Consider the following 19,301-nt stretch of genomic DNA (forward strand, 5'->3'; position numbering starts at 1 on the left):
ATTTTCAATAATGACGCGTTCACGCTACAGTTCGGTCCGCATCTTGTCGAAAACGATTTCCATTAAGGAGGGTGTCGTGTCTGCTCACTGCCAAGTCACCGGCCGCGCACCCAGCTTCGGCAACGCGGTGTCGCACTCGCACCGCCGCACCCGTCGGCGCTGGGACCCCAACATCCAACACAAGACCTATTACCTACCGTCCGAAGGTCGCCGAATCACGTTGCGCGTCAGCGCTAAAGGCATCAAGACCATCGACCGTGACGGCATCGAATCGGTGGTGGCCCGCCTCCGCCGGGAAGGAAAGATCTGATGGCACGCACCACTGATGTCCGCCCTGTGGTCAAGCTCCGCTCGACGGCAGGCACGGGCTACACCTATGTCACGCGCAAGAACCGGCGCAATGATCCGGATCGGATTGTGTTGCGCAAGTACGACCCTGTCGCTCGCCGGCACGTCGATTTCCGCGAAGAGCGCTGATGGCCAAGAAATCGAAGGTCGTCGCTGACGCACCGGATCACCCGAGGCGCGCGCAGGGGCTCAGGTGAAGCAGGGGCTCAGGTGGAGCTGAACCGGATGCGCGGGCTCGCCCACCGCGGCGAGATGCCCGTCGCACTGGCGATCAAGACGGCGCGGGAGATGGCGCTGCTGCCCTATCCGGGTCAGCGCTGAGCGCACGGTTTCTGACGGATTTCGCGCGAAAACTGTCAGAAACCGTGCACTCGCTGCAGACCTAGGCGCCTCGCACGCCCTCTTCGACCTTCTTGCCCAGATCGGGATCGACGTTGCGCCAGTATTCGAAGACCCGGGACAGCACCGGCTCCTTCACACCGTCAGACACGTGACCGACGATGTTGTGCACCAGTCGATCTCGCGCGTCGTCGTCGAGAACGTCCCGCACGAGGGTGCCGGCCTGACTCCAGTCGTCGTCCTCGGCCCGCAACGCGTACGCCGAGCGCACCATGTCCCCGTCGGACGCCCAGTGCACTTCCGAAGCCCGCCGCGGATCAGCCTCGGGTCCGCCCATCGAGTTCGGCGCGTACACGGGATCGGTGACGTTGTGGATGCGCATCGGCCCGTCCTTGGAGTAGGCGCGCACCTCGACCTTGGGTTCGTTGACCGGAATCTGCTTGTAGTTCACCCCGAGCCGGTGCCGGTGGGCGTCGGCGTAGGAGAAGCCGCGTGCCAGCAACATCTTGTCGGGGCTCAGACCGGTGCCCGGCACGATGTTGTTCGGTTCGAACGCGGCCTGCTCGATCTGGGCGTGGTAGTCGACGACGTTGCGGTTGAGCGTCATCTTGCCGACCTGCTGCAGCGGGTAGTCGCTGTGCGGCCACACCTTCGTGAGATCGAAGGGGTTGAAGCGGTAGGTCTTCGCGTCCTCGAACGGCATCACCTGTACGTGCAGAGTCCAGCTCGGGAAGTTGCCGTCCTCGATCGCGGTGAACAAGTCCCGCTGGTGGTAGTCACCGTCTTCGCCCGCCAGCCGGTCGGCGTCCTCCTGGGTGAGGAAGTCGATGCCCTGATCGGTCTTGAAGTGGTACTTCACCCAGAACAGCTCATCGCTGGCGTTGACCCAGCTGTAGGTGTGGCTGGAGTAGCCGTTCATGTTCCGCCATGTCTTCGGGATGCCACGGTCCCCCATCAGCCACGTGACCTGATGCGCCGACTCCGGGGACAACGTCCAGAAGTCCCACTGCATGTGGTGATCGCGCACGTTGGAGGCCTGCAGCCGCTTCTGGCTGCGGATGAAGTTCTGGAACTTCATCGGATCGCGCAGGAAGAACACCGGCGTGTTGTTGCCGACCATGTCGAAGTTGCCCTCCGACGTGTAGAACTTCAGGGCGAACCCGCGCGGGTCACGCCAGGTGTCTGGGCTGCCCCGCTCGCCGGCCACCGTCGAAAACCGGGCCACCATCTCGGTTTTGACGCCCTGTTGCAGGAAAGCCGCCTTGGTGAACGCGCTGACGTCGTGTGTCACCTCGAACTCTCCGAAGGCGCCCCCACCCTTGGCGTGGGGCTGACGCTCGGGGATGCGCTCCCGGTTGAAGTTGGCCATCTGTTCGAGCAGATAGTGGTCCTGCAGCAGGATGGGCCCGTCGGGACCGACGGTCAGCGAGTGCTCGAGGCTGGGGACCGGTGCCCCGCCGTCGGTGGTCGCGTACTTCTCAGACATCTGATCTCCTCGGCGCTGGGCGGCTGTCGGGCTGAGCCGCCATCCACCGCCGCATACCCCCAAAGCCGCGCGAAAAATCCGCCCTCAGGGCCGCGGCGGCGCCGGCGTGTCGGGAGCCTGCGGAGAACCGCCGGGTGGGCGCGGGATCTCGATGATCTGTCCCGGGCCGAAGGGACCCGAAAAGGAGGGACCGCGCTGGAACCCTCCCGGCGGGCCCATCGGGAACATCGCCGGGCCGGGGCGCATCATCATCTCGTGGCCGCGGTCGTAGTCGCGGTGGTTGCCGACGGCCTTCCCGGTGAAGAAGCCCGCACCGAAGATCACGACCACGATGAACAGCGACCCGGCGACGATGCCGACCCAAGCGGCCACCTTGCTGAGGCGGCTGGACCGCTCGACGTACACGGTCTGGGGCGGGCCCGGGTAGGTGGCCGGCTGCTCGGTGGAGGTGGGAGGTGGCGGCGTGAAGACGGGTCCAGTAACGGGCTCGTTGTGGTCCGGCGGGGGTGACGAGGGTGTCGACGGTGGCGGTGTCTCACTCATGCGCACGATCCTGCTCCACGACGCACAACAACGGTTAGGTGTGGCCTGTGAATTGGCTATGAGGCTGCGCTGGTAGTCAGTCGAAGCTCGGGATATCTTGCGGAAACGTCACCGTGGGGAGAAGCCATGATCGGCATCGACGGACCCTGGCCCGGCGGACGTTGGCGCGGCGGCGGTGGGGTCACGTTCTGAGCTACCAAAGGCCCACCTCCCTGTCGATCTTTGTCATCGTCGTCATCCTCAGCGCCTGCGCGGGCCACGGCCCCGAGGTGGTCACGTCGATCCAGTACGACGGCGAACGCCGTACCATCACCACCCGGGATGTGAGCTGTGTCAGACAGCCGGATGACAGTGTGGTGATCCTGGTGAGCGAGGGGCGACGTCGAATGGTCCGCCTGCACATTGGCCGTCATCGCCAAATCACGGTGTTCAGAGTCGGGCTCCGCCACGACGACCTCAGGGGTTTCGTCGCCGACCCGGACGCCGTCGTCGGCACGAAGGTCGACGACACCTACACCGTCCGCGGGCGGATGCCGCCGAACGACAGCGAGCTCGAGGGGCACAGCTTCAGCATCGAAACCAGCTGCCCGGGATACCGCGATGCGGCGCCCGACGAGATGGTGCCGGCGCTCGGGGTGCCATGAGGCTCGCTCGGTGGATCTCGGTGAGAGACCTGCGATCAGGGTTTGAGCGGGTTCACCGCGAACTGAATGACGCGGTACGGGCTTCCGCCACGGGGGGCGGTGTTCCACTGGCTGACGAACACGCGCACGGCATCGGGTGTGGAGGCAGGCGAGAGATAGCCGCCGTAGGGCTGGGCGAGCCGATTGTCCTGTGGCGCAGGCAGATCGTCGGCCTGCTCCGGCCAGGGCGCCGCGACGACGACGGTGGTCACCGGTGCGGTTCCGAGCTGGGTCGGATCGTCGGCGACGCGCATCTCCATGTTCCCGGTGCTGGCATTGAAGTACGACAGCACTGTCCGCCCGTCGATCTGGCGCACGCTCATCTCACCGATCCGGTCACCCCACAGCGGGGCCGGCCGCATGCCCCATCCGGCGGGAGACCACGCCTGCCAGGAAGCCCGATCGGTGAACGTCTGCGGCGGAGTCCGGTAGAGGGTCAGCGGGCCGGTGCGATCGAAATTGTTCGCGACGATGTACACCCAACCCCGCGGCGAGTCAGGAGTCGGGATCGGATCGTAGTAACCGCTGATCTGGGACTGCCCGCCGCCGGCATAGCCGGCGTCGCGCACAGAGCCGGGCACGGTGGCCCATCTGCCCTGTCCTGCATCAGCTTTGACCAGCCGTGACGACTGGGGGCGCAGATCCTTGGTCGTGGTGACGAGCAGATAGTTCTCGCGGTTGATCTCGACGATGCCCGCGGGCAGCTGTGACGAACCCGGCGGCGTCGGGTCGGCGAGCAGCGGAGTGCCGATACCCGTCACTCCGTCGTAGCGCACTCCGCCGGGGTCTTCCAGCGAGCCGTCGACGACATGTAGTGCGATCGGCGAGTACCACCCGCCGAAGCCGACGCCCTGGCCGGCGAAGCTGTCACCGCACACCTGCAGGATGCCGGAGGGGAACTGCATGAACTCGCACAGGTCCGTCGCACCGATACCGTAATCGGCTGTCGGCGTTCCGGTTCCGGCCACCGGGCCGACGCGCAGCACCTGCCCCGGCTGCAGCGGCGGCAGTTCGACCGGCGTGGCATTCGCCCCGGCAGCGAGCACGAGGGTGAGCGCGGGCGGCAGCAGCAGCGCCGAGATCGACGAAATGGCGCCCATCTCTCGCACTTACCCGCCCAAACGTCGGTTTCGGCGTACTAGAGCTGGGCGGCCAGTAACTCGGCGATCTGAATGGTGTTCAGCGCCGCGCCTTTTCGCAGATTGTCGCCGGAGACGAACAGCGCGAGCCCTCGACCGTCGGGCACGCCCGGGTCCTGCCGAATGCGGCCGACCAGCGACTCATCGGCACCGGCGGCCGCCAGCGGCGTCGGGACGTCGACCAGCGTGACGCCCGGCGCGCCGGAGAGGATCTCGGTGGCTTCGGCGGCCGACAACGGCTGTGCGAACTCGACATTCAGCGACAGCGAATGCCCGGTGTAGACCGGCACCCGCACACAGGTACCCGACACTGCGAGGTCAGGAATCCCGAGAATCTTGCGGCTCTCGTTGCGCAGCTTTTGGTCCTCGTCGGTCTCACCGGAGCCGTCGTCGACCAGCGATCCGGCCAGCGGAACGACGTTGAACGCGATCGGCGCCACGTACTTGTTCGGCGCCGGGAACGCCACGGCGCTCCCGTCGTGCACCAGCGCCTGACTCTCGGACACCACGGCGCTGGCCTGACCGAACAGTTCCTCGACACCGGCGAGCCCACTGCCCGAGACCGCCTGGTAGGTGGAGGCGATCATGCGCACCAGGCCGGCCTTCTCGTGCAGCGGCTTGAGCACCGGCATCGCGGCCATCGTCGTGCAGTTCGGGTTGGCGATGATGCCCTTGGGCCGCACCCCGGCGTCCCGCGCGAAGTTCACCTCCGAGACCACCAGCGGCACATCGGGATCCTTGCGCCACGCCGAGGAGTTGTCGATCACGACTGCGCCCGCGGCGGCGAATCTCGGCGCCTGCACCCGCGACATCGTCGCACCGGCGGAGAACAGCGCGATGTCCAGTCCGGACGGGTCGGCCGTCTCGGAGTCCTCGACCTCGATCTCCTGCCCGCGGAACTCCAACTTCTTGCCCGCCGAGCGGGCCGAGGCGAAGAACCGGACCTCGGTGGCCGGAAAGTCGCGCTGCACCAACAGGGTTCGCATGACCTGACCGACCTGGCCGGTCGCTCCCACAACACCGATGCTGACCATTATTTCCCCCGTCGCTTCGCTCGCCCGGCCATAGTCAGCGTCCCGTTCCCGCATAGACGACGGCTTCCTCGTCGCCCCCGAGCCCGAAGGCTTCGTGCAGGGCGGCGACGGCGCGGTCGAGTTCGGTGTCCTTGATCAGCACCGAGATACGGATCTCGGAGGTGGAGATCAGGTCGATGTTGATGCCGGCCTTGGCCAGCGCCTCGCAGAAGGTCGCCGTGACGCCGGGGTGGCTGCGCATGCCGGCACCGATGAGCGAGACCTTGCCGATGTGATCGTCGTAGAGCACCCGGGTGAAGCCGATCTCGTCCTGCAGGGAGGTCAGCTTCTCCACCGCGCCCGGCCCGCTCTCCCGCGAGCAGGTGAACGTGATGTCGGTCTTTCCGTCTTCGACCTTGGAGATGTTCTGCAGCACCATGTCGATGTTGACGTCGGTGTCGGCGATCGCGCGGAACACCTGGGCGGCGTAGCCGGGGACGTCGGGCAGGCCGACGACGGTCACCTTCGCCTCCCCGCGGTCGTGGGCTACTCCGGTGAGGATGGCGTCTTCCATGGGGATGTCCTCGATCGATCCTGTGACGATGGTGCCCGGCCGGTCGGAGTACGACGAGCGGACGTGGATGGGCAAATCGAACCGGCGGGCGTACTCGACGCACCGCAACATCAGCACCTTGGCGCCCGCCGCGGCCATCTCGAGCATCTCCTCGAAGGAGACGGTGTCCAGGCGCCGGGCGTTGGGCACGATTCGCGGGTCGGCGGTGAAGATGCCGTCGACGTCGGTGTAGATCTCACAGACGTCGGCGTTCAGGGCCGCTGCGACGGCGACGGCGGTGGTGTCGGAGCCGCCGCGGCCGAGGGTGGTGACGTCCTTGGTGTCCTGGCTGACGCCCTGGAAGCCGGCGACGAGCACGATCTGGCCCTCGTCGAGCGCCGAGCGCAGCCGGGTGGGGGTGACGTCGATGATCTTGGCGTTGCCGTGGGTGCCGGTGGTGACCACGCCGGCCTGGGAGCCGGTGAAGGAGCGGGCCTGGGCACCGAGCGACTCGATCGCCATCGCGACCAGCGCGTTGGAGATCCGCTCCCCAGCAGTCAGGAGCATGTCGAGTTCGCGAGCTGGCGGGGCCGGGCAGACTTGTTTGGCCAGGTCGAGCAGCTCGTCGGTGGTGTCGCCCATCGCCGAGACCACGACCACGACGTCGTTGCCGGCCTTCTTGGTTTCGACGATGCGCTCGGCCACACGGCGGATGCGCTCGGCGTCGGACACCGAGGATCCGCCGTACTTCTGTACGACGAGCGCCACTGCAGAACCTTTCATCACTGTTTCGACAGCCGGGGAGATCCCGAACAAGGATAAAGGCTGCGCGCTCCCGATTTATTCGCGCCAGTAGCGTCGCCGGTGTGACGTCCCCTGATCGGTTGGCCCAGACCTCGGTCCCCGTGCACCCGCCTATCGCTGCTCGCTGGAGTCCGCGCGCGTTCGATCCGGCGGCCGACCTCACCGACGACGAGCTGATCGCGCTCCTCGAGGCCGCCCGGTGGGCGCCGACGTGGGGGCGACGCCAGCCGGTGCGGTTCGTGGTGGCCCGCCGCGGCGACGAGACGTTCGGCACGTTGGCCGACCTGCTCAGGGGAGGGAACAGCTACGCCAAGGTGGCCAGCGCCCTGATCCTGTTGTGCGCCGATCAGGGACCTGACGAGAACACCGCGCAGTACGCCTGTGTCGACGCCGGGTCGGCCCTGGGGATGCTGTCGGTCGAGGCCGTCGCGCGGGGCCTCATCGTGCACCCGATGGCGGGCTTTTCTACCGAGGGGGCCGTCGAGGCGTTCGATCTGCCCGAAGAGCTGCGCCCGTTGATGGTGATCGCGGTCGGCCGGCTCGGCGACTACGCCGACGTAGACCCCGACATCGCCGAGCGCGATCGCGCGCCCCGCGAACGGCGCCCGCTGGACGAGATCGTGCTCAACTGGCCGCTGAGCTGATCAGCGCGGGTCCGGGATCGCCCGGATGGCCATGAAGCCGGTGGGTTCGTGGGTCAGCTGGCGGTACTTGTCCGCGTCGATGCTCGCCGCCTCCGGGACCGGCCGCGGTTCCGTCAACCGCTCGATCAGGAAGCCGGCGGCGCGCAGCTCGTCGCAGGTCTGCTCGAGCGGCGCCAGCCAGTAACGCACCCTCCAGCCACGACTCCACGTCTCCTCGATCACCCTGCTCTCGAAGTAGTTCCCCCCGTGGCGCAGCCAGTCGCCGGTGGGATGCTGGCGCGACAGCACGAGGGCACCGTCGGGGCGCAGCACCCGTCGCAACTCGCGCAGCGCGCCGACACGGTCGTCGACGTACTCCAGCGCCAGCGCGAACAGCACGAGATCGACGGACTCATCGGCGACCCAGTGCAGGGGTTCGGCGAGATCGTGGACCCGGAAGCGTCCGGCTGGGGCGTGCCGGCGCGCCAACTCGACCATCCGGGGACTCTGATCGAATCCGACGACGGCGGCGCCGCGCCGGATCAACTCGGCGGCGTAGAGCCCCGGACCGCAGGCCGCGTCCAGAACGGTCTTTGCTGCCACGTCGCCGAGGAGCGCAAGGCACGCCGGGCGGTCGTAGTGGGCATTGAACAGGCCGTCGTAGGCGTGATCACGGAATTCGTCGGCGAACACGTCGTACTGGGGCGCGCGCCCCACCTCGTCCGGCATGGCTCCCTCCAATCTCGTTACGCGCCCGAAACCTGAGGAAACAGTCCACGTAACAGAGACATCGGTAACTGTCGGTGAACGGCTCCGCAGCGGAGCCGGTAATCGCAGGAGAACTCTATGGATACAGGGACGACCGCGTTCATGCTGTGTTGCATCATCGGCCTCACGCTGATGATCCCCGGTCTCGCGTTGTTCTACGGCGGCATGGTGTCCGTCAAGAGCTCGACGAACATGATGATGATGACGTTCGGCGCGGTCGCCGTGGTCGGCGTGCTGTGGGTGCTGTTCGGCTTCTCGATGGTCTTCGGCACCTCCTACGGCGGCTTCCTCGGCAACCTGACCGAATTCGCCGGAATGAAGGATCTTCTCGAGACGCAGACCACGATCTCTGGCCTGCCGGTCAGTTTGTTCTCGATCTTCCAGGCGCTGTTCGCCGCCATCACCGTGGCGCTGATCTCCGGTGCGGTCGCCGACCGGATGAAGTTCGGCGCGTGGATGGGCTTCGCGACGCTGTGGGCGGTGCTGGTGTACTTCCCGGTCGCCCATTGGGTTTTCGCGTTCGACGGCGTGGTCACCGAGGATTCGGCCGGTGGCTGGATCGCCAACAAACTCAAGGCGATCGACTTCGCCGGCGGCACCGCGGTGCACATCAACGCCGGTGCGGCCGCGCTGGCCGTCGCCATCGTGCTCGGCAAGTCGGCGAGCTGGGGTCAGCTGCGCAAGCCGCACAACGTGCCTCTGACGCTGCTGGGTGCCGGCCTGCTGTGGGCCGGCTGGTATGCCTTCAACGGTGGTTCGGCCCTGGCAGCGGGCAATTCGGCCGCGATCGTCATGGTGACCACGTTTGTCGCGACCTGCGCGGCGACGCTGGCGTGGATCGCCGTGGAGAAGATCAAGGACGGTCACGTCACCGGCGTCGGCGCGGCCTCGGGTGCGATCACCGGCCTGGTCGCGATCACCCCCGCCTGCGGTGCGGTGACCCCCGTCGGTGCCATCATCCTCGGCGCGATCGCCGGCGCGGTGTGCGTCTACGCGGTGGGCCTGAAGGAGCGCTTCGGCTACGACGATTCGCTCGACGTGGTCGGGGTGCACCTGGTCGGTGGCGTCATCGGCACCCTGCTGATCGGCCTCCTGGCCAGCGACTCGATGCCCAATGCGACCAACGGCCTGTTCTACGGTGGCGGCTTCGACCAGCTGTGGCGCCAAGCCGTGGCAGCGGGCGCGGTCATGGTCTACTCGTTCGTCGTCGCCGGCATCATCGCTTATGCGCTGAAAAAGACTGTCGGCATCCGCATTTCGCCCGACGACGAGGAGAAGGGCATCGACGCCGCGTTCCACCGCGAGGCGTCGTACGAACTCGCTCCCGTCTAACGGATCACTCGGCCGGCCGGTGCGAACAGCTCCATCGTTCGCACCGGCCGTTCGATGTGCGGGGTGTTTCCGCTACTGATACATTGATTCCCTACAAGAGACACAAGGTGGACGCCATGACCCAGGACCTCGCGATCGCAGCCGAGAAGGCCGGTACCAAATTCATCCTCGCGCTCTTCGTCGACCTGCGCGGAAAGCCCTGCGCCAAGCTGGTTCCCGTCGAGGCCGTGGACCTTCTGGCCACCGACGGCGTCGGCTTCGCCGGCTACGCCGTCGGGGCCATGGGTCAGGAGCCCAAGGACCCGGACCTGATGGCCCTGCCCGACCCCGCCTCGTTCACCCCGGTCCCCTTCCTCAAGGAGGGCCTCGCGATCGTGCACTGCGACCCCCACGTCGACGGCGCACCCTGGCCCTACGCCCCTCGGGTCATCCTGAAGAATCTCGTACAACGTTGCAGCGACGGCGGATTCGAGCCGTGGGTGGGCGCGGAGGTCGAGTACTTCCTGCTGCGCCGCACCGCCGACGGTGGCGTCACGGTCGCCGACGCGGCAGACACGGCGTCCCAACCCTGCTATGACGCACGCGGGGTGACCCGAATGTACGACCACCTGACGACCGTCTCGGCCGCGATGAACGGTCTCGGCTGGTCCAACTACGCCAACGACCACGAAGACGGCAACGGCCAGTTCGAGCAGAATTTCACCTTCGCGGACGCGATCACCACGGCCGATCGTGTCGTCACGCTGCGGTACCTGCTGTCGATGATCGCCGCGGAGCGCGGCATGATCGCGACGTTCATGCCCAAACCGTTCTCCGACAAGACTGGCAGCGGCCTGCACCTGCACCTGTCGTTGACCAGCGCGGGCAACGCAGTGTTCCCCGTTGAGGGCGCCGACGACCGAGGCCTCGGGTTGTCCGACACCGCATACGGTTTCATCGGCGGAATCCTCGACCACGCCTGCGCCCTACAGGCGGTGATCGCACCGACGGTCAACTCCTACAAGAGAACCGGCGCAGTGTCCACGCGCTCCGGTGCGTCCTGGGCGCCCCGCCTGCCTACCTACGGCGGCAACGACCGTACCCACTACATCCGGGTGCCGGACAACCAACGTGTCGAGTTGCGCGGCGGCGACGGCTCCGCCAACCCCTACCTGGCGATCGCCGCGGCGCTCGGCGCCGGCCTCGACGGAATCAAACGCAGCACCGATCCCGGTGCAGTCGGATCAGGGATCAGCGCCCGCCCGCTGCCGCCCACGCTGCTGCACGCCGTCGACGAATTCGAGAACGACACCGTCATCTCAGGCGTGCTCGACGCCGCCGGCGACGGGGTCGCCGCGTACTTCGCCGGCCTCAAACGCGAAGAGTTCTTCGACTACCACAGCGCGGTCAGCCCGTGGGAGATCGACCAGTACCTGACCGCCTTCTGACAGCGCTGAACACGGAGGACACAATGTGCGGCATCGTCGGGTTGCACCTGCGCACACCTGAGCTCTACTCCCACCTGGGCACCCTGCTGAGCAGCATGCTCTGCGAAATGGGCGACCGGGGAAGCGATTCGGCCGGCGTCGCCGTCTACGGCGATCCCGCGTGGGCCCCGCCGGGTCAGGGCTGCGTATCGGTGGCCGATCTGGGCACCGGGCGGGCCGAAGACGTCGAGCTGGTCCGACGCACCGTGGCCACCGCCCTCGACGAGGATGTGGTCGCCGTCGACGTGGTCGCCGTCGGCGACAGCCACCTGCTGTCCTGCGACACGTCGTCGGAGGCGCTGCTGGCGGCGGTCAGGTCGTGCTACCCGCACGCGATCATCGCCGGTTTCGGCTCCGATATGGCGGTCCTCAAAGGTGTCGGCCACCCCCGCGCACTCACCGAGCAATGGGGACTGGCCGGGGCGCAGGGCTGGCAGGGCGTCGGCCACACACGGATGGCGACCGAGTCCGCGGTCACCCCGTCGGGTTGCCATCCCTACGCAGTCGGGCCGGGCCAGTGCATGGTCCACAACGGGTCATTCGCCAACCACGCCACCATCCGTCGTGAACTGCGTTCCCGCGGCGTGGTGTTCGACAGCGAGAACGACACCGAGGTCGGCGCCCGGTTCATCGCGGCGCAGCTGTCGGAGGGCCGCGACGTGGAGAGCGCGCTCAAGGAGCTCTGCGCGACCTTCGACGGCTTCTACACGCTGCTGGTGTCCAACCGCGACTCGTTCGCCGTGGTCCGGGATGCGATCGCGTGCAAACCCGCGGTCATCGCCGAGACCACCAACTGGGTGGCGATGGCCAGTGAATACCGCGCCTTGTCAGGACTTCCCGGCGTCGAGAATGCCCGCATCTGGGAACCCGAACCGGAGGTCGTCTACGCATGGAGCCGTTGATGACACGCTTCGACCTCCAGACCACGACACTGCGCGAGGTCAACGCCGCGCTGCACGCCCCGGACCTGCAGGGCGAGTTCGTCATCGACCATCCCGCCGGTGCGCACAACGTCGCCGTCGGCCTCGACGCGCAGATCAGCGTGACGGTCAACGGCCACGTCGGGTACTACGCCGCGGGCATGAATCAGCAGGCCGATGTCGTGATCGCCGGCAACGCAGGCACCGGTGTCGCGGAGAACATGATGAGCGGCTCGGTGTGGGTGAAAGGCAGCGCCTCCCAGTCCGCTGGTGCGACGGCACACGGTGGCCTGCTGGTGATCGAGGGCGACGCCGCGGCACGGTGCGGCATCTCGATGAAGGGCGTGGACATCGTGGTGGGCGGCACCGTCGGGCACATGAGCGCGTTCATGGCCCAGGCCGGCCGTCTCGTGGTGCGCGGCGACGCCGGCGAGGCACTCGGCGACTCGCTGTACGAGGCGCGCATCTACGTGCGGGGTGAGGTGGCCTCCCTCGGCGCCGACTGTGTGGCCAAGCCGATGCGCGCCGAACACCACGAAGAGCTCGAACAACTGCTCAAGGCAGCGGGTTTCGAGGACGACGACACCGCCGCCTACACCCGCTACGGCTCCGCGCGATCGCTGTATCACTTCCACGTCGACAACTCTGCGAGCTACTGATGACCGACACCGACGACCGCGCGCGCCTCGGCCTGCGCGAGTCCGCCACCTTCGACCGCGCCACCATCGCCGCGATCCAGCGCGCCGCCGACACCGGCGTCTACGACATCCGCGGCTGGGGCGCCAAACGCCGGCTCCCCCACTTCGACGACCTGCTGTTCCTGGGTGCGTCGATGTCGCGCTATCCGCTCGAGGGCTACCGCGAACGCTGCGCCACCGACGTGGTTCTCGGTGACCGGCACGCCAAACACCCGCTGCACCTGGCGATCCCGGTGACCATCGCCGGCATGAGCTTCGGCGCGTTGTCCGGACCGGCCAAGGAGGCGCTGGGCCGCGGCGCCAGTGAGGTCGGCACGTCGACGACCACCGGAGACGGCGGCATGACGCCCGAGGAGCGCGGCCAGAGCAAGCACCTGGTGTACCAGTACCTGCCGTCTCGGTACGGGATGAACCCCGCCGACCTCCGCAAGGCGGATGCGATCGAGGTGGTTCTCGGCCAGGGCGCGAAACCCGGTGGCGGTGGAATGTTGCTGGGGCAGAAGATCTCCGAACGCGTCGCTGCGATGCGCACGCTCCCTCAGGGCATCGATCAGCGCTCGGCGTGCCGCCATCCCGATTGGACCGGCCCCGACGATCTGACCATCAAGATCAACGAGCTGCGGGAGATCACCGACTGGGAGAAGCCGATCTACGTGAAGGTCGGCGCCACCCGCACCTACTACGACGTGAAACTCGCGGTGCATGCCGGCGCGGACGTCGTCGTCGTGGACGGCATGCAGGGCGGGACCGCCGCCACCCAAGAGGTGTTCATCGAACACGTCGGCATCCCCACTCTGGCCGCGATCCCCGAGGCGGTACGCGCGCTGCAGGAGCTGGGGGTCCACAGGACCGGGGCGAGCGGAGCGACGGGAAAGGCTGGAGTCCAGTTGATCGTCTCAGGTGGCATCCGCAACGGCGCCGACGTCGCCAAGGCGCTGGCGCTGGGCGCCGATGCTGTCGCGATCGGCACCGCTGCCCTGATCGCGCTGGGCGACAACCATCCACGCTACGCATCCGAGTACGAAAAACTGGGCAGCGCAGCAGGTTTCTACGACGATTACCAGGACGGCAACGATCCGGCGGGCATCAGCACCCAGGATCCCGAGCTCGCCGCCCGCCTCGACCCGGTGGCCGCCGGCCGGCGACTGGCCAACTACCTGCGGGTGCTGACGATGGAAGCGCAGACGATCGCGCGGGCATGCGGCAAGTCCCACGTCTGCCACCTCGAACCCGACGATCTGGTCGCGGTCAGCATCGAGGCCGCCGCGATGGCGAAGGTCCCTCTGGCCGGCACGTCGTGGATTCCGGGACTGTGAACATGGCCGACGTCGTCATCGTCGGCGGCGGGCTCGAGGGATGCGCGACGGCATGGGCACTCGCCGAGCGCGGCGTCACGGACGTCGTCGTCGTCGAACGCGGCACTGTCGGCTCCGGTATGACGGGCAAGTCCAGCGGCATCGTGCGCTGCCACTACGGGGTCAGCTCGCTGGCCGCGATGGCGGCCACCGGGCTGGAGGTGTTCGAGCAGGCCATCGACATCTTCGGCACCGACATCGGGTTCCGCCAGACCGGTTATGTCGTCGGCGTCGGCGAAGCCAACGTCGACGCGCTACGGAAAAGCCTTGCCGCCCAACAAGCCGTCGGCGTGCACACCGAGGAGATCGACCGCAGCGAGGTTGCGACACTGTGGCCGTTCGCCGATCTGGAGCCTTTCGCGGCCTTCGGGTACGAGTCGCGCGGCGGGTACGGCGACGCGTACCAGACCGCCCAGGCATTCGCCACGACAGCTCGGACAGCCGGTGTCCGCATCCTCCAGGGCTGTGCCGCAACGGGATTGACCACCAGTGGCGATCGCGTGACCGGGGTCGCACTGGCCGACGGCACCGAGATCGCCGCGGGCACCGTCGTCGTCGCCACCGGGGTGTGGACACAACCGTTCCTCGCGCCGTACGGCATCGACGTCCCCATCCGCGTCGTACGCGAGCAGATCGTGCTGATCGACCCCGGCGTCGATCTTCCTCCGGTGCCTGTGTTCTCCGATCTGGTCTCGCTGCAGTACGTGCGGCCCGAGGTGGGTGGCGAGATCCTCTTCGGCAACAGTGACCTCAGCGATGCGCAGACCGCCGACCCGGACAGCTATCTCAACCGGGCGACCGAAGAGTTCGTCGACCTCACCGTGGACAAGGTCGGCACCCGCTTCCCCGGTTTCCCCGATGCGGTCATCACCAGTAGCTACGCCGGCTGCTACGACGTGACGCCCGACTGGAATCCGGTGATCTCCCGCACCGATCTCGACGGCGTCGTCGTCGCCGCGGGCTTCTCCGGGCACGGCTTCAAGATCGCGCCTGCGGTGGGCAGGCTCGCCGCCGACATCGTCACCGACGGGCACAGCCGCGACCCCCGCATTCCCGCATCGGATTTTCGGCTGTCCCGCTTCGCCGAGGGCGACCTGCTCACCACGCCGTACCCGTACGTCGGCGCCGGACAGATGCGCTAGACAGGTGAGCTGTGACCTCTGCTGACGATCACGCATCGCTGCTGCGCAACAAGTCCGGCACCGCCCGCGACCGCGATCCGCAGGAGCCGGTCGACGAACTCGAGATCGAGACGGCGATCGGACGCAACGTGAGGCTTCTGCGGCTGCAGCAGGGCCTCACCGTCGCCGACACCGCCGCACGCATCGGCATCTCGAAGGCGATGATGAGCAAGATCGAGAACGCGCAGACGTCCTGCAGCCTGTCCACGCTGGCGCTGCTCGCCAAGGGTTTCGACGTGCCGGTGACGAGCCTGTTCCGCGGCGCCGACGTCGAGCGCCCAGCGGCGTTCGTGCGGTCGGGCACCGGCGCGCGGATCGTGCGCGAGGGTACCCGCGAGGGGCACGACTACGAACTGCTCGGCTCGCTGCGCGGCGAACACAAGCGCCTGGAGTGTCTGCAGGTCACGCTGTCGGAGAAAAGCCGGACGTATCCGCTGTTCCAGCACCCGGGCACCGAGTTCATCTACATGCTCGAAGGTGTCATGGACTACAGCCACAGTCGCTCGGTCTACCGGCTGCACCCCGGCGATTCGCTGCAGTTCGACGGCGAGGGCGCGCACGGTCCCGTCGACCTGGTCGAGGTACCGATCCGGTTCCTGTCGGTGATCGCGTTCCCCGACTCACACATCTGAGGCGCCGAGTGTGCGTCCCGATACGCCCGCCGCGGCGTGTCGCGGATGACACCGCACCACCGCGGTCGCACAACCGGCGTTTTGCCCGGCGCGCCCGCGGGAGTACAGTCATCCGCGTGCAGCGGGTGCTCCTTCTCGGACGCCGCGACGGGGTCTGATCCAGACTGGCCTCCCGTCGCGGGTATTCGCGATGCGCCGGTCTGAGATTCCCAAGACCAACCCGGAGCCCACATCATGACCGAGAACTTCACCCCCGACGCCTTCCATTCGGTACGCACGATCACCACGCCTGCCGGTCCCCGTCCTGACGGCCAGCCCGCCTGGAACACCCAGCGCTCCTCCGCGATGCCGGTCAACCGGTACCGCAGCTTCGCCGCTGAAGTAGAGCCCGTCACGCTGCCCGACCGCACCTGGCCCGACAAGGTCATCGACGTGGCCCCGCTGTGGTGCGCAGTGGACCTGCGCGACGGCAACCAGGCGCTGATCGACCCCATGAGCCCGGCCCGCAAGCGTCGGATGTTCGACCTGCTGGTCCGCATGGGCTACAAGGAGATCGAGGTCGGCTTCCCGTCGGCGAGTCAGACCGACTTCGACTTCGTTCGCGAGATCATCGAGCAGGGCGCGATCCCCGACGACGTGACGATCCAGGTGCTGACGCAGTGCCGCCCCGAGCTGATCGAGAAGACCTTCAAGGCTTGTGAAGGCGCGCCCCGCGCGATCGTGCACTTCTACAACTCGACGTCGATCTTGCAGCGCCGCGTCGTGTTCCGCGCCGACCGTGACGCCGTCAAGAAGATCGCCACCGACGGCGCCCGGATGTGCGTCGAGGAGGCCGAGAAGTACCCCGGCACCCAGTGGCGCTTCGAGTACTCCCCTGAGTCCTACACCGGCACCGAGCTGGAATACGCCGTCGAGGTCTGCAACGCCGTCGCCGAGATCGTGGCGCCGACGCCCGAGGTACCGCTGATCGTGAACCTGCCGGCGACGGTGGAGATGGCCACGCCGAACGTGTATGCCGACTCCATCGAGTGGATGAACCGGCACCTGACCCCGCGCAACAGCATCATCTTGAGCCTGCACCCGCACAACGATCGCGGAACTGCCGTCGCCGCAGCCGAACTCGGCTATCAGGCCGGCGCGGACCGCATCGAGGGATGCCTGTTCGGCAACGGCGAGCGCACCGGCAACGTGTGCCTGGTGACGCTGGGGCTGAACATGTTCTCCCGCGGCGTCGACCCGCAGATCGACTTCTCCAACATCGACGAGATCCGCCGCACCGTCGAGTACTGCAATCAGCTGCCCGTCCACGAACGGCACCCATACGGCGGCGATCTGGTGTACACGGCCTTCTCCGGCAGTCACCAAGACGCCATCAACAAGGGCCTGGATGCGATGAAAGTGTCGGCCGACGAACAGGATTCGGATGTCGACGACATCCTGTGGCAGGTTCCCTACCTGCCGATCGACCCCAAGGACGTCGGACGCACGTACGAGGCCGTGATCCGGGTGAACTCGCAGTCCGGCAAGGGCGGCGTGGCCTACATCATGAAGGCCGACCACGGGTTGGCGCTGCCCCGGCGACTGCAGATCGAGTTCTCCGCGGCCATCCAGGCGATCACCGATGGTGAGGGTGGCGAGGTGTCGCCGAAGGAGATGTGGGACGCGTTCCACGAGGAGTACCTGGCGCCGATCACACCGCTGGAGCGCATGCGGCAACGCGTCGACGCCGCCGAGGTGGACGGCGGGACCGACACCATCACCGCGGTCGTCAAGGTCGACGGCGCGGAACGTGAGATCGTCGGCGCCGGCAACGGGCCGCTGGCGGCGTTCTGTGATGCGCTGGGCGCGATCGGTTACGACGTCAACGTGCTCGACTACTCCGAGCACGCCATGTCCTCGGGCGAAGAAGCGCAGGCCGCGGCGTACGTGGAGGCCTCGATCGACGGCAAGACCGTGTGGGGTGTCGGGATCGCGACCTCGATCACGACGGCGTCGCTGCGCGCGGTGGTGTCGGCGGTGAACCGGGCCGCCCGGCGCTGAGCTGATCTTGAAAAGTGTTGTGTTGATACAGTTTCCGTGCGGGGTCTACGTCATCGCGACGATTAGGCCGTTTAAACAGCGATCACGCCGGTAATTCACAGCAGCATGAAACTCTTCACCTTCGGAACAGCCATGCTGACCGGGGCCGCCGCGACGGTCATCGCGATGGCACCCATCGCCGGTGCACAGCCCAATGTGCCGTGTGACGACCCGGGCGGTGCCGCACGTGGCGCCGCATGTGACGCGACGGCACCCGAGGGCGGTCCGCCGCCCATCGTCGGGGAAATTCCGCCGGGTCAGGACGGGATGCCTGACGTCGCGGGATGCACGCCGGGACGGATCTGCGAAGCGCCCTGATTCAGAACAAGGCGAGTTGGTCATCGCCCAGGTCGGAGCCGACGAAGTCTTCGACCTGGGTACCACCTATGACTGACACCACAGTATCCATGAACTCCGCCGACGCCATCACCGGAACGTCCAGTTCTTTCGCCTGAAAACCCTTGCCCTGCTGCACTTCCGGTGTATCGCAGACGACCAGTGACGTGTTCTGGTCGATGGACTCGGTGAAGGCGAGGCCCGCCTGAAGCGCGCGCTCGATCAACTCCTCGTGGGTACGTTCGACCTCGGCGGCCACCGCGATCCGCATGCCTTGCACCAGCGGACGCCCGGGAACGTACCGGCCGGGATTGGCGAAGCAACACGGGAGCCGCGTAGCCACCGCTCTCAATGGACGCAGCTCGTCGTGAGTGATGCGACCGTTGGGCCACGTGCGCCGCGACACCGGGTGCACCGGCAGCCACGCGCGCCGCTCGCAGGCGCGCACCAGCACCGGCTTGAGGATCTGCGCGAGCACCATCGCGTCGTCCAGAGCGTCATGGGGGCGCATCTGGGTCACCCCGTAGTGCGCGGCCAGAGTCTCGAGCCGCAGGTTCTCCAGTCCGAGGTCCAACCGGCGGGCGAGCTCGACGGTGCACATGACGGTGTCCGTCGGTAGGGCCGCACCCACCATCTCGGCCTCGGCGGCGAGAAACGCGTAGTCGAAGCCGACGTTGTGCGCGACCAGCGTGCGGCCCCGCAGCACCTCGCACAGATCCTGGACGACGTCTGCGAAGGTCGGCTGCCCGGCGAGCATCTCCGCGGTGAGGCCGTGAATATGGGTTGGGCCCGGATCGACCCCCGGATCGAGCAGCGAGTAGAGGCTCTTCTCCACGTTGCCGTCGTCACTGAGCGCGAGCGCGGCGACGCTGACGACGCGCGCCTGCCCGGGCCGGAAACCGGAGGTCTCGACGTCGACGACCGCCCACCCCGCGCCCGCCTGCTCGGCGGGCCGGCCCCAGGTGCTGACGGCGGTTGAGCTCACCCCCCGAGGATGGCACGC

General features: G+C 67.4%; 20 protein-coding genes. 13 read left to right on the top strand and 7 right to left on the bottom strand.

Annotated elements, in window-relative coordinates:
* The first annotated feature begins 76 nt into the window (after window positions 1-76).
* Both rpmB and rpmG read left to right on the top strand, forming a co-directional pair.
* Window positions 77-310 carry a 50S ribosomal protein L28 gene (rpmB, locus tag ACZYYX_RS00850; RefSeq protein WP_463812515.1) on the top strand — a complete coding sequence of 78 codons (234 nt, stop codon included), beginning with the start codon at window positions 77-79 and terminating at the stop codon, window positions 308-310.
* A complete protein-coding gene (rpmG, locus tag ACZYYX_RS00855; protein WP_241204663.1) occupies window positions 310-477 on the top strand; it encodes a 50S ribosomal protein L33 in 168 nt (55 codons plus the stop codon). Before rpmB ends, rpmG begins: the two co-directional genes overlap by 1 nt.
* Before the next feature lie 253 nt (window positions 478-730).
* Here rpmG and ACZYYX_RS00860 read toward each other — a convergent pair whose 3' ends face one another.
* Window positions 731-2,173, bottom strand: a complete 1,443-nt coding sequence (locus tag ACZYYX_RS00860) for a catalase (protein WP_463812516.1) — start codon at window positions 2,171-2,173, stop codon at window positions 731-733.
* An 84-nt stretch (window positions 2,174-2,257) separates the two neighbouring features.
* Entirely contained in the window at window positions 2,258-2,716 is a 459-nt protein-coding gene (locus tag ACZYYX_RS00865) for a hypothetical protein (RefSeq protein WP_463812517.1), read from the bottom strand.
* 113 nt (window positions 2,717-2,829) lie between these two features.
* Here ACZYYX_RS00865 and ACZYYX_RS00870 point away from each other — a divergent pair, with 113 nt between their 5' ends.
* Window positions 2,830-3,360, top strand: a complete 531-nt coding sequence (locus ACZYYX_RS00870; RefSeq protein ID WP_463812518.1) for a hypothetical protein — start codon at window positions 2,830-2,832, stop codon at window positions 3,358-3,360.
* 35 nt (window positions 3,361-3,395) lie between these two features.
* On the opposite strand, the gene ACZYYX_RS00875 is transcribed toward ACZYYX_RS00870, so the two are convergent.
* The 3 genes from ACZYYX_RS00875 to ACZYYX_RS00885 are packed head-to-tail and all read right to left on the bottom strand — an operon-like array spanning window position 3,396 to window position 6,872.
* The gene (locus tag ACZYYX_RS00875) at window positions 3,396-4,499 is read right to left on the bottom strand and encodes a DUF4185 domain-containing protein (protein WP_463812519.1); all 1,104 of its coding nucleotides are present in this window, start codon (window positions 4,497-4,499) and stop codon (window positions 3,396-3,398) included.
* Between the two features lie 38 nt (window positions 4,500-4,537).
* On the bottom strand, window positions 4,538-5,575 hold the full coding sequence (locus ACZYYX_RS00880) for an aspartate-semialdehyde dehydrogenase (protein ID WP_463814749.1): 1,038 nt from the start codon (window positions 5,573-5,575) through the stop codon (window positions 4,538-4,540).
* A gap of 31 nt (window positions 5,576-5,606) precedes the next feature.
* Window positions 5,607-6,872, bottom strand: a complete 1,266-nt coding sequence (locus ACZYYX_RS00885) for an aspartate kinase (protein ID WP_463812520.1) — start codon at window positions 6,870-6,872, stop codon at window positions 5,607-5,609.
* A 98-nt stretch (window positions 6,873-6,970) separates the two neighbouring features.
* Between ACZYYX_RS00885 and ACZYYX_RS00890 the strand changes: the two genes are divergently transcribed.
* On the top strand, window positions 6,971-7,552 hold the full coding sequence (locus ACZYYX_RS00890; protein WP_463812521.1) for a nitroreductase family protein: 582 nt from the start codon (window positions 6,971-6,973) through the stop codon (window positions 7,550-7,552).
* On the opposite strand, the gene ACZYYX_RS00895 is transcribed toward ACZYYX_RS00890, so the two are convergent.
* Entirely contained in the window at window positions 7,553-8,260 is a 708-nt protein-coding gene (locus ACZYYX_RS00895) for a class I SAM-dependent methyltransferase (protein WP_463812522.1), read from the bottom strand.
* 117 nt (window positions 8,261-8,377) lie between these two features.
* Between ACZYYX_RS00895 and ACZYYX_RS00900 the strand changes: the two genes are divergently transcribed.
* From ACZYYX_RS00900 to ACZYYX_RS00940, 9 genes are all read left to right on the top strand, one after another.
* Entirely contained in the window at window positions 8,378-9,631 is a 1,254-nt protein-coding gene (locus ACZYYX_RS00900; protein WP_463812523.1) for an ammonium transporter, read from the top strand.
* Between the two features lie 116 nt (window positions 9,632-9,747).
* The gene (gene glnT, locus ACZYYX_RS00905; protein WP_463812524.1) at window positions 9,748-11,058 is read left to right on the top strand and encodes a type III glutamate--ammonia ligase; all 1,311 of its coding nucleotides are present in this window, start codon (window positions 9,748-9,750) and stop codon (window positions 11,056-11,058) included.
* A 23-nt stretch (window positions 11,059-11,081) separates the two neighbouring features.
* Window positions 11,082-11,999: a class II glutamine amidotransferase domain-containing protein gene (locus tag ACZYYX_RS00910; RefSeq protein ID WP_463812525.1), complete on the top strand. Its 918-nt coding sequence runs from the start codon at window positions 11,082-11,084 to the stop codon at window positions 11,997-11,999.
* Complete coding sequence (locus ACZYYX_RS00915; RefSeq protein ID WP_463812527.1) at window positions 11,987-12,676, top strand: protein glxC; 690 nt, start codon at window positions 11,987-11,989, stop codon at window positions 12,674-12,676. The genes ACZYYX_RS00910 and ACZYYX_RS00915 overlap by 13 nt, the downstream gene beginning before the upstream one ends.
* On the top strand, window positions 12,676-14,031 hold the full coding sequence (locus tag ACZYYX_RS00920; protein WP_463812528.1) for an FMN-binding glutamate synthase family protein: 1,356 nt from the start codon (window positions 12,676-12,678) through the stop codon (window positions 14,029-14,031). The genes ACZYYX_RS00915 and ACZYYX_RS00920 overlap by 1 nt, the downstream gene beginning before the upstream one ends.
* Before the next feature lie 2 nt (window positions 14,032-14,033).
* Complete coding sequence (locus tag ACZYYX_RS00925) at window positions 14,034-15,212, top strand: NAD(P)/FAD-dependent oxidoreductase (protein ID WP_463812529.1); 1,179 nt, start codon at window positions 14,034-14,036, stop codon at window positions 15,210-15,212.
* An 11-nt stretch (window positions 15,213-15,223) separates the two neighbouring features.
* Complete coding sequence (locus ACZYYX_RS00930) at window positions 15,224-15,883, top strand: helix-turn-helix domain-containing protein (RefSeq protein ID WP_463812530.1); 660 nt, start codon at window positions 15,224-15,226, stop codon at window positions 15,881-15,883.
* Window positions 15,884-16,117: 234 nt separating this feature from the next.
* Complete coding sequence (gene leuA, locus ACZYYX_RS00935) at window positions 16,118-17,923, top strand: 2-isopropylmalate synthase (protein WP_463812531.1); 1,806 nt, start codon at window positions 16,118-16,120, stop codon at window positions 17,921-17,923.
* Window positions 17,924-18,028: 105 nt separating this feature from the next.
* Entirely contained in the window at window positions 18,029-18,280 is a 252-nt protein-coding gene (locus tag ACZYYX_RS00940) for a hypothetical protein (RefSeq protein ID WP_463812532.1), read from the top strand.
* 1 nt (window position 18,281) lies between these two features.
* Here the strand turns inward: ACZYYX_RS00940 and ACZYYX_RS00945 are convergent, their stop codons facing one another.
* Entirely contained in the window at window positions 18,282-19,283 is a 1,002-nt protein-coding gene (locus tag ACZYYX_RS00945) for a DEDDh family exonuclease (protein ID WP_463812533.1), read from the bottom strand.
* Window positions 19,284-19,301 lie beyond the last annotated feature (18 nt).

The sequence above is a fragment of the Mycobacterium sp. IDUB_1 genome (assembly GCF_055419625.1).